Annotated in this window: 14 protein-coding genes; 6 read left to right on the forward strand and 8 right to left on the reverse strand. The window is 67.7% G+C overall.

Going from position 1 to position 12,352, the window contains the following annotated elements:
• Positions 1-7: 7 nt before the first annotated feature.
• A complete protein-coding gene (locus NUW50_RS16145; RefSeq protein ID WP_258290192.1) occupies positions 8-901 on the reverse strand; it encodes a bifunctional helix-turn-helix transcriptional regulator/GNAT family N-acetyltransferase in 894 nt (297 codons plus the stop codon).
• A gap of 60 nt (positions 902-961) precedes the next feature.
• Positions 962-2,302: a leucine-rich repeat domain-containing protein gene (locus tag NUW50_RS16150; protein WP_258290193.1), complete on the reverse strand. Its 1,341-nt coding sequence runs from the start codon at positions 2,300-2,302 to the stop codon at positions 962-964.
• A gap of 179 nt (positions 2,303-2,481) precedes the next feature.
• Between NUW50_RS16150 and NUW50_RS16155 the strand changes: the two genes are divergently transcribed.
• Together NUW50_RS16155 and dacB are read left to right on the forward strand one after the other, a co-directional pair.
• Positions 2,482-3,090, forward strand: coding sequence for a nicotinate-nucleotide adenylyltransferase (locus NUW50_RS16155; RefSeq protein ID WP_258290194.1), 609 nt, complete (start codon positions 2,482-2,484; stop codon positions 3,088-3,090).
• A gap of 92 nt (positions 3,091-3,182) precedes the next feature.
• Positions 3,183-4,661, forward strand: a complete 1,479-nt coding sequence (gene dacB, locus NUW50_RS16160) for a D-alanyl-D-alanine carboxypeptidase/D-alanyl-D-alanine endopeptidase (protein WP_258290195.1) — start codon at positions 3,183-3,185, stop codon at positions 4,659-4,661.
• Between the two features lie 133 nt (positions 4,662-4,794).
• Here the strand turns inward: dacB and NUW50_RS16165 are convergent, their stop codons facing one another.
• The 3 genes from NUW50_RS16165 to NUW50_RS16175 form a co-directional block, all read right to left on the reverse strand.
• The gene (locus NUW50_RS16165) at positions 4,795-5,907 is read right to left on the reverse strand and encodes a 5-(carboxyamino)imidazole ribonucleotide synthase (RefSeq protein ID WP_258290196.1); all 1,113 of its coding nucleotides are present in this window, start codon (positions 5,905-5,907) and stop codon (positions 4,795-4,797) included.
• Positions 5,900-6,388 carry a 5-(carboxyamino)imidazole ribonucleotide mutase gene (gene purE, locus NUW50_RS16170; RefSeq protein ID WP_258290197.1) on the reverse strand — a complete coding sequence of 163 codons (489 nt, stop codon included), beginning with the start codon at positions 6,386-6,388 and terminating at the stop codon, positions 5,900-5,902. The genes NUW50_RS16165 and purE overlap by 8 nt, the downstream gene beginning before the upstream one ends.
• Before the next feature lie 83 nt (positions 6,389-6,471).
• Positions 6,472-6,687 (reverse strand): YdcH family protein, encoded by a 216-nt coding sequence (locus NUW50_RS16175; protein WP_258290198.1) that lies wholly within the window; start codon positions 6,685-6,687, stop codon positions 6,472-6,474.
• 186 nt (positions 6,688-6,873) lie between these two features.
• Here NUW50_RS16175 and NUW50_RS16180 point away from each other — a divergent pair, with 186 nt between their 5' ends.
• From NUW50_RS16180 to NUW50_RS16195, 4 genes are all read left to right on the forward strand, one after another.
• A complete protein-coding gene (locus NUW50_RS16180) occupies positions 6,874-7,287 on the forward strand; it encodes an Hsp20 family protein (protein ID WP_258290199.1) in 414 nt (137 codons plus the stop codon).
• Positions 7,288-7,296: 9 nt separating this feature from the next.
• On the forward strand, positions 7,297-7,539 hold the full coding sequence (locus NUW50_RS16185) for a DUF1150 domain-containing protein (RefSeq protein ID WP_258290200.1): 243 nt from the start codon (positions 7,297-7,299) through the stop codon (positions 7,537-7,539).
• A 105-nt stretch (positions 7,540-7,644) separates the two neighbouring features.
• Positions 7,645-8,130, forward strand: coding sequence for a cytochrome b (locus tag NUW50_RS16190; RefSeq protein ID WP_258290201.1), 486 nt, complete (start codon positions 7,645-7,647; stop codon positions 8,128-8,130).
• A 144-nt stretch (positions 8,131-8,274) separates the two neighbouring features.
• Positions 8,275-8,541 carry a hypothetical protein gene (locus NUW50_RS16195; RefSeq protein WP_258290202.1) on the forward strand — a complete coding sequence of 89 codons (267 nt, stop codon included), beginning with the start codon at positions 8,275-8,277 and terminating at the stop codon, positions 8,539-8,541.
• A gap of 156 nt (positions 8,542-8,697) precedes the next feature.
• On the opposite strand, the gene NUW50_RS16200 is transcribed toward NUW50_RS16195, so the two are convergent.
• The 3 genes from NUW50_RS16200 to NUW50_RS16210 form a co-directional block, all read right to left on the reverse strand.
• Positions 8,698-10,407: a bifunctional sulfate adenylyltransferase/adenylylsulfate kinase gene (locus NUW50_RS16200; RefSeq protein WP_258290203.1), complete on the reverse strand. Its 1,710-nt coding sequence runs from the start codon at positions 10,405-10,407 to the stop codon at positions 8,698-8,700.
• A 264-nt stretch (positions 10,408-10,671) separates the two neighbouring features.
• On the reverse strand, positions 10,672-11,631 hold the full coding sequence (gene trxB / locus NUW50_RS16205; RefSeq protein WP_258290204.1) for a thioredoxin-disulfide reductase: 960 nt from the start codon (positions 11,629-11,631) through the stop codon (positions 10,672-10,674).
• A gap of 106 nt (positions 11,632-11,737) precedes the next feature.
• Positions 11,738-12,340: a hypothetical protein gene (locus NUW50_RS16210; RefSeq protein ID WP_258290205.1), complete on the reverse strand. Its 603-nt coding sequence runs from the start codon at positions 12,338-12,340 to the stop codon at positions 11,738-11,740.
• Between the last annotated feature and the right edge of the window lie 12 nt (positions 12,341-12,352).

Here is a 12,352-nt window from a genome sequence, read left to right on the forward strand (position 1 = left end):
CGGGCGGTCAGAGCGATTTCTCGAACCAGTGATGGGCGTAGGGTTCGGTGTTGAAGGCGGGGATCTCGGTCCAGCCGTCGCGGCGATAGAGGGCAATCGCCTCGGTCAGCGCCCGGTTGGTGTCGAGCCGCAACCGGGTCATGCCCAGTTCGCGCGCGGCGGCCTGTGCCTCGGCCATCAGGCGGCGGGCCAGGCCCAGGCCACGGGCGGCGGGGGCGACCCAGAGGCGTTTCAGCTCTCCGGTCTCGGTGCCGTTGCCCTTGAGCGCCACCGCGCCGACCGGCAGCCCGTCGGACATCGCCACCAGAAACCGGCCCAGCGGCGGGCGCAGGGCCGCGGCCTCGGGGTCGAGGCTTGTGGCGGGATCAAAGCCGGTCTCGAAGCGCTGCGCCAGCTCGGCGTAATAGTTCTGCAGGCAATGCCGGGCGGCCGGGGCTTCGGGGTCGATATGGGTGATCTCTATCCGGTCACGGCCAAGCGCGGTGGCGATCAGGTCCATCGCCGCCAGAAGCGCCTCGGGCCGGGGATGCGCGGCCAACAACCGAGCGGCGCGGTCATTCGAGAGGGCGTCGTATTGCGCCACTTCCGCGGCGCCTGCCGGGGTCAGCCTTGCGATGCGGCGGCGGCCGTCATCGGGGTCGCGGGCGACGGTCAGCAGCCCTTCGGCTTCCAGCCCGCGCAGCAGGCGGCTCATCAGGCCGCTGTCGAGTTTCAGGGTCTCGCGGATCGCGGCGACGTCGCGCCCCTCGGGGCCGATGGCGGTCAGCACCCGGGCGGCGCCCAGCGGTCGGCCGCGGCCGAGAAACGAACTGTCCAGCGCCCCGACCTCGACCGTCACCGCCCGGTTGAAGCGGCGCATCCTTGCGATGGGATCAGGCGGGTCGGTGGCGGGAGTCGGCATGGTACCTGACTAAAGTCAGATAATCCGGCCCGATGCAACCCCGCCCGCGACTGCGCGGGTTCAGCGGCGAACCTTGACGCCCTTGGCTTCCAGCATGCCGATCTGGCCCTCGTCGGCCAGGGTCACGTCTTCCAGCGTCAGATCCTTCAGTTTTTCCAGCCCCATCAGCGGGGTCAGATCGGTGACCTTGCTGCGGCTCAGGGTGATCCGGCTCAACTCGGTCTTGCCGGCCAGCGCCGATATGTCCGCGATCGGTGCGCCATTGGCTTGCAGGTTGCGCAGATAGGGCAGCCCGGCGAGGGCCGAGATGTCGCTGATCGCGGTATTGCCGATGCTCAGCTGCCGCAGGTTGCCGATTCCGGCCAGCGCCGAGAGATCGGTGACCTTGGTCTCTTCGAGCGACAGGTTTTCCAGCCCCGCGAATCCGGCCAGGGGCGTCAGGTCGGCCACCGCGGTCCGGTCGAAGGAGAGGTTCTCGAGCCCAAGCATGCCGGCGACCGGCGTCAGGTCGCTTACCTCGCTGCGGTCGAGGCGGAGCGATTGCATGGCGGTCATCCCGGCCAGCGGCGACAGGTCGGTGATCTCGCAGTCCTGCAACTCCAGCCAGGTCATCCCGGTCAGCCCCGTGAGTGGCGAGAGATCGGTGACCTCGCTGTGCGACAGGCTGAGCTTGCGCAGGGCCGACAGCCCGGCCAGCGGGCGGAGCGAGGTGACGTCGGTGCGCGCCAGGTCCAGATCGGTCAGCCCGCGCAGTCCGGCCAGCGGCAGCAGATCGGTGACATCGGTATCGACGAGCGACAGCTCCTGCAGGGCGAAGAGCCCGGTGAGCGGGGTCAGGTCGCTGAAATCGCTGCCGGCAAGCCACAGCACCCGCAGCCCGCCAAGCCCGGACACGGGGGCCAGGCTGAGCCCGTCGACATCCATCCGTTGCAGCGACAGCCTCTGCAGCCCGGTCATCCCTGCCACCGGTCCCAGGTCAGCAACGCTGCTGGACGAAAGGTCCAGGTCCCGCAGCCATGTCATCCCGGCCAGTGCTGAGATGTCGGTGATCGGGGTGTCATACAGCACCAGCCGTTCCAGCGCCTTCAGATCGGTCACGGGCGACAGGTCTGCCAGTTCCATCTTGCTCAGGTCGAGGCTGCGCAGCCAGGGCATCTTGCGCAGCGCCGAAATGTCGGTGATCGCGCTGCGGCCGAGGTTGAGGTTCTGCACCGAGGTGAGGGTCAGCGTCTCGGGCGGCAGCGTGGCAAGGTCCTTGACCCGGCCCAGCGAAAGCGAGGAACAGGCCTTGGCGCGGCATTCCTCGATCATCTCGAGCGCATCGGACATCGGATCGGCATGCAGGGCCGAGGACAGAAGACCCAGCCCGAGGCTGGCGGCAAGAACGGCGCGGGCAAACATGGTTGGGCTCCAAAGTACAAGGTGATAAAAACGTCTCGCAAACTTGCCGTTGGGTCCGGGCCAAGTCAACTCCCGAGGGTCCGGCGCGGCCACGGCAGAACGGGAAAAGCCAGGCGACCGCTTGACGCGCGGCCCCTGCCCGGGCGACATGGGTTGCCGTCAGCGAGGACCCCGAGGCCATGATCTTTCGTCACCACCTGCCGAAAGCGCGCCCGGGCGAGTTGATCGGCCTGCTGGGCGGATCGTTCGATCCGGCCCATCACGGCCATCTCCACATCAGCCGCGAGGCGTTGAAACGGTTCCGGCTGGACCGGATCTGGTGGCTGGTATCGCCCGGCAACCCGTTGAAGCCGGAGGGGCCCGCGGCGCTGGACCGGAGGCTGGCGGCGGCTCGTGCGGTGGCGCGTGACCCGAGGATCACCGTGACCGATGTCGAAACCCGGCTGGGCACCCGCTACACGGCGGCGACGCTGGAGCAACTGTTCCGGCTCTATCCGCAGACCCGTTTCATCTGGCTGATGGGGGCCGACAACCTGGCCCAGTTCCACCGCTGGGATCGCTGGGACTGGATCATGAGGCATATCCCGGTGGGGGTCATCGCCCGGCCCGACGGGCGGCTGGCGGCGCGGATGTCGCCCGCTGCCGCCCGGTTCCGACCGGCCCGGCGCCGGGAGCCGGCGGCCGAGATTCTGGCCCTGTCCGCGCCGCCGGCCTGGTGCCTGATCAATGTGCCGATGACCGATGCCTCGTCGACCGCGATCCGGGCCAGGGGCGACTGGAAGAGATAGGCCATGCCCGTCGCCGATTGGCACGAAGGTGGGACGGATTCTCCCGGCCTCGGGCCTTGCGCCGCCGCGCCCCGGGCGGTTTACTCCGCGTCATGAGCTATCGCGTTTCCCGCCGCCTTCTGATCGGCAGCCTGCTGGCCACCGCCGCCACCGGCGCCTGCGCCAACGCACCGGAGCGCTCGCTCCGGCCTCCGGCACGGCCCCTGCATGGCCGCGCCCAGACCGCGCCGGATGCCGAGGCGCTGATCGCCGAGGCCAAGCTGGGCGGCAAGGTCAGCTATCTGGTGGCCGATGCCCGGACCGGCAAGCTGCTGGAGGGGCGCAACGTGCGCGAGCCGATGGCCCCGGCCTCGACCGCCAAGACCTTCACCACGCTGTTCGCCTTCGACCGGCTGGGTCAGGGCTACCGGTTCCGGACCCGGCTGGTGGCCGACGGCAAGCTGTCGGGCAGCCGGCTGGACGGAGACCTTGTTCTGGTCGGCGGCGGTGATCCGACATTGGACACCGAGGCGCTGGCAGGCATGGCCCGCGCCCTGCGCGCCAAGGGCATCACCGAGGTGACGGGGCGGCTGCGCTATTGGGGCGGCGCCTTGCCCTATCAGCACGAGATCACCCCCGGCCAGCCCGACCATCTGGGCTACAACCCGGCGATCTCGGGGCTGAACCTGAATTTCAACCGGGTCTATTTCGAGTGGAAGAAGAAGGGCAACGGCTATGCCGTCAGCATGGACGCCAGATCGGACAAGCGCCGCCCCTTGATCTCGACCAGCCGGATGAAGGTCGCGAACCGGCGGTCGCCGCTCTACACCTTCAAGGACGGGCGCGACGCCGAAATCTGGACCGTGGCAAAGCCGGCACTGGGCAAGGGCGGCGGGCGATGGCTGCCGGTGCGCCATCCCGATCGCTATGCCGCCGAGGTGCTGCGGGTCCTGGCCGGGGCCGAGGGGATCTCGATCGCCGGCGGGCTGGCTGCGGCGGCGCGGGCGCCGGCGGGTGCGGTGCTGGCGGAACGGCAGAGTGACGATCTGCGCAGCATCGCCCGCGGCATGCTGAAATACTCGACCAACATGACCGCCGAGGTGCTGGGCCTGTCGGCCTCGGGTCAGCCCAGCCTGCGCGCCTCGGCTTCGGAAATGGATTCCTGGCTGGGCGCCAGCTATGGCGCCGCCGGGGCGCGGCTGGTCGATCACTCGGGCCTGGGCGGGGCGTCGCGGGTGACGGTCGAGGACATGGTTTCGGTGCTGACGGCCGCCGGGCCGGCGGGGCCGCTGAGGCCGATCCTCAAGGACATCCCGATGCGCGACGCCAAGGGCCGGCCGATCGCCAACCACCCGATTGCCGTCCAGGCCAAGACCGGCACCTTGAACTTCGTTTCCTGCCTGGCCGGCTATGCCGGCCTGCCGGGTGGAAGGGTGCTGAGTTTCGCGATCCTCACCGGCGACCTGAAGCGGCGGGCATCGCTGCACGACGAGGAGCAGGAGCGGCCGCCGGGCGCCCGGGCATGGAACGCACGCGCCAAGCATCTGCAGCAGGCGCTGATCGAACGTTGGGGTCAGGTGCACGGCGCCTGAGCGCCGGGTCCGGCGGCCTGCGGCTGCCGCCGCAGAAGCCCTTTCGGAATGATCGCCGGGCAGCGGGCCGGGGAGAAGGGGCCCGGCGTCGGAGCCTCCGGCGGGGATATTTTCAAGATGAAGCCGGGCGCCGTCAGCCGCGCGGCTTGACCCGGTTGACATGGCCCATCTTGCGGCCCGGTCGCGCCTCGGCCTTGCCGTAGAGATGCAGTGCAGCGCCGGGTTCGGCGGCGATCCGGGCGACCCGGGTGATGTCGTCGCCGATCAGGTTCTCCATCACCACGTCGCTGTGCCTCTGACCGTCGCCGAGCGGCCAGCCGGCGACGGCGCGGATATGCTGTTCGAACTGGTCGACCGCGCAGCCGTTCTGGGTCCAGTGGCCCGAGTTGTGGACCCGCGGCGCGATCTCGTTGACGATCAGCCCGCCGGCGGTGACGAAGAGCTCGACCCCCAGGACGCCGACATAGTCCAGTGCGTTCAGAATCCGGGCGGCGAGCAGCACCGCGTCGGTGGTCTGCGCCGCGCCGAGCCGGGCCGGGACCGTGGTGCTGTGCAGGATGCCGTCGCGGTGGATGTTCTCGCCCGGATCGAAGGCGGCAACCGCGCCGTCGAGACCGCGGGAGGCGATGACCGAGACCTCGCGCTCGAAATCGACGAAGCCTTCCAGGATCGCCGGGGCGCCGTTCAGGGCGGCCATGGCGGCGGCGGGGTCGGTCTCGGGGGTCAGGCGGATCTGGCCCTTGCCGTCATAGCCCAGGCGCCGGGTCTTGAGGATCGCCGGGGTGCCGATCCGGTCGAGCGCGGCGGTCAGCGCCGCCTGGTCGGGCACATCGGCATAGGGCGCGGTGGCGAGGCCGAGACCGGCGAGGAAATCCTTCTCGGTGAGGCGGTCCTGCGACAGCCGCAGCGCCTCGCGGTTCGGGCGGATCGGCACCAGCGCCTCGATCCGGTCGAGGGCTTCGGTGGGCACGTTCTCGAACTCGTAGGTCACCACATCGACGGCGCCGGCAAAGTCGGCGAGGGCCGTGGTGTCCTGCCACGGGGCGGTGGTCACCGCATGGGCGACATCGCCGGCGGGCGGCGCGGCGCCGGGGTCGTAGATGTGGCAGCGGTAGCCGAGCCGCGCGGCGGCAACCGAAAGCATCCGGCCGAGCTGGCCGCCGCCGAGAATGCCGATGGTCGCATTGGCGGGCAGCGGCGAGAGGGCGGGCGGCGCGGGCCGGGTATCCGGGCCGCGGTCAGCCATCCGTCGGTGCATCCGGGATCGTGGCCGAGAGCGCGGCGCGCCAGTCGGCCAGGCGCTGCGCCAGCGCGGGATCGGAGGTGGCGAGGATTCCCGCCGCCATCAGCCCGGCGTTCAGCGCCCCGGCTTCTCCGATCGCCATGGTCGCCACCGGAAAGCCGCGCGGCATCTGGACGATGGAATAGAGACTGTCGAGCCCGCCCAGGGCGCGGGTCTGGATCGGCACGCCGATCACCGGGACGATGGTTTTCGACGCCATCATGCCGGGCAGATGCGCCGCCCCGCCGGCCCCGGCGATGATCGCCTTCAGGCCGCGCTCCAGGGCGGTTCGGCCATATTCCCAGAGCCGGTCCGGGGTGCGATGCGCCGAGACGATCCGGGTTTCATGGGCCAGGCCCAGTTCGTCCAGCACCCTGGCCGCATGCTGCATGGTCGGCCAGTCGGACTGGCTGCCCATGATGATGCCGATCTCGATCTCTGCCATGCCGCGTCCAAGCCAACAAAAGGAGCGCGCACTATAGCCGCGGCGGGGGCAAGGACAAGCTGTGGTGGCGGGTGACCGGCGGCTCAGGCGATGATATCCGGGGTCAGCTCGTCCTCGATCTGCCGGATCTCGTCCTTCAGCGCCAGTTTCTGCTTCTTCAGCCTCCGGATCGTCAGCATGTCGGCGCGGCCCGAGAGTTCCAGCGCGTGGATCGCCTCGTCCAGATCGCGGTGTCGGCGGCTGAGAACGCCGAGCTTCACCCGCAAGACCTCTTCGTGATTCATTTCTGAGGAGTTCATGCGGTGCCCCGTTCTGCCCGAGGTGGAGGATAAACTGCGTGGGCCGATCCGCCAAGCGCCCCGGCTCTGTTGGCCCGGACCCTTGCGCTGCGCAAGGACAGCCCCCATATTTTCCCTGTCTGCGGCTGCCGAATGCGGGGCCGGAGGCACCCCTCGTGTCGCTTTGCTGCAAAAGGACCGCTGATCGTGACCAAACTGACATTGGGATCCCATCCCTACATGCTCGGCTTCGAGCAACTGGAACGCCTGGTCGAACGCACGTCGAAATCCGACCTTACCGGTTATCCGCCCTTCAACATCGAGCAATCCGGCGACAATGCCTATCGGATCACCCTGGCGGTGGCCGGCTTTGCCGAGGACGATCTTTCGGTGACGGTCGAGGACCGGCAGCTGATCATCCGCGGCCGCCAGACCGATGTGGAGGATGAGCGCATCTTCCTGCATCGCGGCATTGCGGCGCGGCAGTTCCAGAAGGCATTCGTCCTGGCCGATGGCGTCGAAGTGGCGGGGGCCGCGATGGAGAACGGGCTGTTGCACGTCGATCTGAATCGCACGCCGCCGGAGAGCATCGTCAAGACCGTCAAGATCAACCGGAAATAGGAGGCAGACATGGACCACAAATTCGATTTCGCTGCCCATATGGGCCAGCCCGAGACCGCCGAGCGGATCGTCTATGTCCGGCCGGTCAGCGTTTCGGACCTGCCGGAAGAGGTGCGGGCGCAGGTCGGCGACCTGGGCACCATCTATGCCGTTCACTCGGAGGATGGCGAGCGCCTGGCGCTGGTGCGCGACCGCAAGCTGGCCTTCGTGCTGGCGCGGCAGAACGACCTGGCGCCGGTCAACGTGCACTGATCCTGCGGACCGGCTCCGCGCCGCATCGCCGCAGGCGACGCGACGGAATTGTGCCGCAGCCGCGTTCTGATCTAGAAACGCGCGGTCAATTCAAGGAACGGTTCCATGACTCCACAAGGTTACAGCCGCCTGCAGATCGTCCTGCACTGGCTGACTGCGGCGCTGCTTCTCGTCAGTTTCTTCAGCCATGAGGGCATGAAGGCGTCTTGGCGTGCACTGTCGCGCGGCACCGAGATGACGGTGACCACCGGGACCATGCTGCACGTCTGGGTCGGGATATCGATCCTGGCACTGACGGTGCTGCGGCTGGCGGTGCGGTTGACCCGCGGCGCTCCGGCGGCGCCGGAAGGCGGTTCGAAGTTGCTGGAACTGCTGGCACGCTGGGCGCATTGGGCGCTTTATTCGGTTCTGCTGGCAATCCCGTTCAGCGGCGCCATGGCCTGGTTCGTCGGGGTCAAGCAGGCTGCCGGAACGCATGAGATCCTGTTCACGATCGGCTGGATCCTGGTGGCGCTGCATACGGCGGCGGCGCTGTTTCACCAGCTGGTGCTGAAGGACAACCTGATGCAGCGGATGAAGCGCCCGGGCTGAAGGCCCGGACAGGGGAATTGGCTCCCGCGGAACCCGGTGGCCTGCGGGAGCGTTTCATGCAAAGGGCGCGGCGGGGTCCGAAAACCGCCCCAAAGCTGACAGGAATCGCGCCTAGCAAGGTCGCAGTCTAAGGGAGACTGCGCCATGCCGATCCTCTTCGTTCTCGCCCCGAAACTGCTGGTGCTGGGTCCGTTGCTGCTGGTGCTGTGCTTTGCCGCGCGGCGGCTGGCCGGACCCGGAGAGGCCGCGCTGGCCTATCGCCGACTGGGACGTGCCGCTGCCGCGATGACCATTGTCGGCGCCGTGCCGGTCATGATGGTGATCGTCGAGAGCGGCGGAATGCCGGAGTCCTTCGCCCAGGCCCTGGCCGCGCCGACCCATGAGCTGATGACGAGCCAGATCCTGAACTGAATCCGATCGCGCCGCGCGGACCCGGTCCGTCTCTGACCCGTAGTTGGACCACCGCCCGCCGTGATGCCGGCGGGTTCCGTCGCTTTCCCCGTCTTTCCGGGCCGGAATAGCCCCGGCACATGGCCGGGGCCTTTGGTGCGTTGCGGTGCGGGCCGCCTAGTTGGCGGCGATCAGGCCCAGGCTCTCGAGCTTCAGGATCACCTGATGGGCGCAGTTGTCGACATCCAGACCTTCGGTATCGACCCGCAGTTCGGGATTTTCAGGCTCTTCGTAAGGGTCGGAAATCCCGGTGAATTCCTTGATCTTGCCTTCCCGCGCCAGCTTGTAGAGCCCCTTGCGGTCGCGCCGTTCGCATTCCTCCAGCGAGGTCGCGACATGAACCTCGACAAAGGCGCCATAGGTTTCGACCATCTCGCGCACCGCGGCCCGGGTCGCGGAATAGGGCGCGATCGGGGCGCAGATCGCGATGCCGCCGTTCTTGGTGATCTCGGAGGCGACATAGCCGATCCGGCGGATGTTGATGTCGCGGTGCTCCTTGGAAAAACCCAGCTCGCTCGACAGATGCTTGCGGACCACGTCGCCATCCAGAAGCGTCGTCGGGCGGCCGCCCATCTCCATCAGCTTGACCATCAACGCATTGGCGATGGTCGATTTGCCGGAGCCCGACAGGCCGGTGAAGAAGACGGTGAAACCCTGCTGGGCGCGCGGCGGCGAGGTGCGGCGCAGTTCCCTGACCACTTCGGGGAAGGAGAACCACTCGGGGATCTCCAGCCCTTCGCGCAGGCGGCGGCGCAGCTCGGTGCCCGAGATGTTCAGCACCGTGGTATTCTCGGGCACTTCGTCGATCGGGAAGTACTGGGCGCGCTCCTGCACATAGACCATGTGTTTGAAATCGACGAGGGTGATGCCGATCTCGTCCTCGTGCTTGCGGACCAGTTCCTGTGAATCGTAGGGGCCGTAAAAGTCCTTGCCCTGGCTGTTCTTGCCCGGGCCGGCATGGTCGCGGCCGACGATGAAATGGGTCAGGCCATGGTTCTTGCGGATCAAGGCGTGCCAGAGTGCCTCACGCGGGCCGCCCATCCGCATCGCCAGGTTCAGCAGGCTGAGATGGGTGGTCGAGGCCGGATATTTGTCGAGCACCGCCTCGTAGCACCGGACCCGCGTGAAATGGTCGACATCGCCCGGCTTGGTCATGCCCACGACGGGATGGATCAGCAGGTTGGCCTGGGCCTCCTTGGCGGCGCGGAAGGTCAGTTCCTGATGCGCGCGGTGCAGGGGGTTGCGGGTCTGGAAGGCCACCACCCGGCGCCAGCCGAGCTTGCGGAACAGGGCGCGGAGTTCGTTCGGCGTGTCGCGGCGACCGCGGAAATCGTAATGCACCGGCGGCTGGATCCCGGTGATCGGGCCGCCCAGATAGACCGGGCCGGCCTGGCGGTGCAGATAGGCGACGGCGGGATGCGCGATGTCGTCGGCGCCGAAAACATCCTTGGCCTCGGCCGACTTGTCGGGGGTCCAGCGGTCGGTGACCGACATGATCGCCAGGATGACGCCTTCGGCATCGCGCAGCGCGATGTCCTGGCCGGGCTCGATCCCGTCGGCAAAGTCCTGGCTGACATCGAGCGTCACCGGCATCGGCCAGAGCGACCCGTCGGCCAGCCGCATGTCCTTGACGACCGAGTTGTAGTCGGCCTCGCCGAGGAAGCCCTTGAGCGGGTTGAACCCGCCGTTCATCAGCAGTTCCAGATCGCAGATCTGCCGCGGCGTCAGGTCCCAGGATGGCAGCTGCGCGGCTTCGTGCTTCAGCTTCTGGGCGCTGTCGTAAGACACAAATAGCTCCGGGATCGGAGCGAGATTGGAAATCGTCATAGGAAGATCGGCTTTCGGTTGTCGTGCGGTGGAAGGCCCCCGGGGCGCCTTTACCGAGCGATCCGTGCAAAAGCAAGGAAACAGAGCCGGCGCGGCCGAGGTCGCGGCGGAGGGCCAGCGGGCACCGGGTTCGCGCGGGGTCCCCGATCCGGGGATATATGCTGCCCCTGGCGGGAGCGCCGCGACCGATCGCCGGGTCCCGGGCGCTCTTCAGGGACAGCATCCTTTTTTGCGGGTCCGGTGCGGCCGCGCGTCGGGCGGCGGCTATTCGGCCGCCGTGTCACCTTCTTGTTCGGCCAGCCACCGCTCGGCATCCAGTGCGGCCATGCAGCCCATCCCGGCGCTGGTCACGGCCTGGCGGTAGATGTGATCGGTCAGATCGCCGGCTGCAAAGACCCCCTCGACCGAGGTATGGGTGCTGCCGGGGCGGACCTTCACATAGCCGCCGTTGTGCAGTTCGAGCTGGTCCTTGACCAGTTCCGAGGCCGGGGCATGGCCGATGGCGACGAAGAAGCCGGCGCAGGGCAGCGTCGAGACCTCTCCTGTCTGGACGTTCTTGACCTTCACGCCCTCGACGCTCGGCGGCTCGCTGCTGCCGACGACCTCTTCCACCGTATGGTTCCACAGAACCTCGACCTTGGGGTTCTTGAAGAGCCGGTTCTGCAGAATCTTCTCGGCCCGGAAACTGTCGCGCCGATGCACGATGGTGACTTTCGAGGCGAAATTGGTCAGGAACAGCGCTTCCTCGACAGCGGTATTGCCGCCGCCGACCACGACGACTTCCTTGCCGCGATAGAAGAATCCGTCGCAGGTCGCACAGGCCGAGACGCCGAAGCCCTTGAACCTCTCCTCGGACGGCAGGCCCAGCCATTTCGCCTGCGCCCCGGTGGCCAGGATCACCGCCTCGGCCACATAGGTGGTGCCCGAGTCCCCGGTTGCCACGAAGGGCCGTTTCGACAGGTCGAGCGAGGTGATGATGTCCGAGACCACCTCGGCGCCCATCGCCTTCGCATGGGACTCCATCCGGACCATCAGGTCGGGGCCCTGCACCTCGGTATCGCCGGGCCAGTTCTCGACTTCGGTCGTGATCGTCAACTGACCGCCGGGCTGGATGCCCTGGACCAGAACCGGCTCCAGCATCGCGCGGGCGGCATAGACGGCGGCGGTATAGCCCGCCGGGCCCGAACCGATGATCAGCACCTTGATGTTCCGCGTCTCGGCCATGTCCAGTCCCCTTTGCAGTTACGCTGCCGATATAGTCGGGGATGGGATGCGGTGGAACCCCGGACCAGCGGCCATGCATATGCGGCATGACGCCCCGGTCGGTGGCTCAGCGGCGGCGGCGAAACAGCCTGGCGTTGTCGGCGATGAACTGGCGGATACCCCCCGACAGACCGCCGAGATCGCGGTCGAGAAGGTAGAAATAGCCGACCAGCCCGCCGAAGGCGCCGCCCGCCAGATCGACGATCAGATCGCCCATCGTGTCGGGAAGGCCGGATTTCTGCATGTTGGTCCCGGCATAGCTGTCCATCAGGAATTCGAATATCTCCCACAGAACCCCGATCGTCACCGCCACGGTGCAGGCGATCAGCGCCAGCGCCCAGGCGGGGGCGGCGTAGCGGTCGCCTTCGAACAGCATGAAGATGAAGAGGAAGCCCAGCATGCCGAAGCCCAGGGCCGAGCCGCCGTGCAGGGCGATGTCCCACCACCAGTAACGGTTGTAGAAATCGAAGGCCTCGCCAAGGAAGATCGTCGCATAGATGAACAGGACGATGCCGACGGTGAACGAAACCGGCATCCGGATTCCGGCCCAGTGGATCAGGACCATCGGCAGCAGGGTCAGCACGAAGGTCGCCGTTGCGACGAAGGCCAGCGACCAGCGGCCCTCGATCAGCGCTGCGGTGAAGGCGAGTGCCAGCGAAATCCAGATCACGAGGACGGCAAC

Origin of the sequence: Frigidibacter sp. ROC022 (genome assembly GCF_024723735.1) — a bacterium.
In the GTDB taxonomy this organism is placed as follows: domain Bacteria; phylum Pseudomonadota; class Alphaproteobacteria; order Rhodobacterales; family Rhodobacteraceae; genus SLM-1.

What these genes read in the sequence shown, in the direction of transcription:
- trxB (WP_258290204.1), bottom strand. Translation starts at nt 11,631, where the DNA reads ATGGCCGAGACGCGGAACATCAAGGTGCTGATCATCGGTTCGGGCCCG.
- NUW50_RS16145 (WP_258290192.1), bottom strand. Translation starts at nt 901, where the DNA reads ATGCCGACTCCCGCCACCGACCCGCCTGATCCCATCGCAAGGATGCGC.
- NUW50_RS16155 (WP_258290194.1), top strand. Translation starts at nt 2,482, where the DNA reads ATGATCTTTCGTCACCACCTGCCGAAAGCGCGCCCGGGCGAGTTGATC.
- NUW50_RS16190 (WP_258290201.1), top strand. Translation starts at nt 7,645, where the DNA reads ATGACTCCACAAGGTTACAGCCGCCTGCAGATCGTCCTGCACTGGCTG.
- NUW50_RS16195 (WP_258290202.1), top strand. Translation starts at nt 8,275, where the DNA reads ATGCCGATCCTCTTCGTTCTCGCCCCGAAACTGCTGGTGCTGGGTCCG.
- NUW50_RS16150 (WP_258290193.1), bottom strand. Translation starts at nt 2,302, where the DNA reads ATGTTTGCCCGCGCCGTTCTTGCCGCCAGCCTCGGGCTGGGTCTTCTG.
- NUW50_RS16200 (WP_258290203.1), bottom strand. Translation starts at nt 10,407, where the DNA reads ATGACGATTTCCAATCTCGCTCCGATCCCGGAGCTATTTGTGTCTTAC.
- purE (WP_258290197.1), bottom strand. Translation starts at nt 6,388, where the DNA reads ATGGCAGAGATCGAGATCGGCATCATCATGGGCAGCCAGTCCGACTGG.
- NUW50_RS16175 (WP_258290198.1), bottom strand. Translation starts at nt 6,687, where the DNA reads ATGAACTCCTCAGAAATGAATCACGAAGAGGTCTTGCGGGTGAAGCTC.
- NUW50_RS16185 (WP_258290200.1), top strand. Translation starts at nt 7,297, where the DNA reads ATGGACCACAAATTCGATTTCGCTGCCCATATGGGCCAGCCCGAGACC.
- NUW50_RS16165 (WP_258290196.1), bottom strand. Translation starts at nt 5,907, where the DNA reads ATGGCTGACCGCGGCCCGGATACCCGGCCCGCGCCGCCCGCCCTCTCG.
- dacB (WP_258290195.1), top strand. Translation starts at nt 3,183, where the DNA reads ATGAGCTATCGCGTTTCCCGCCGCCTTCTGATCGGCAGCCTGCTGGCC.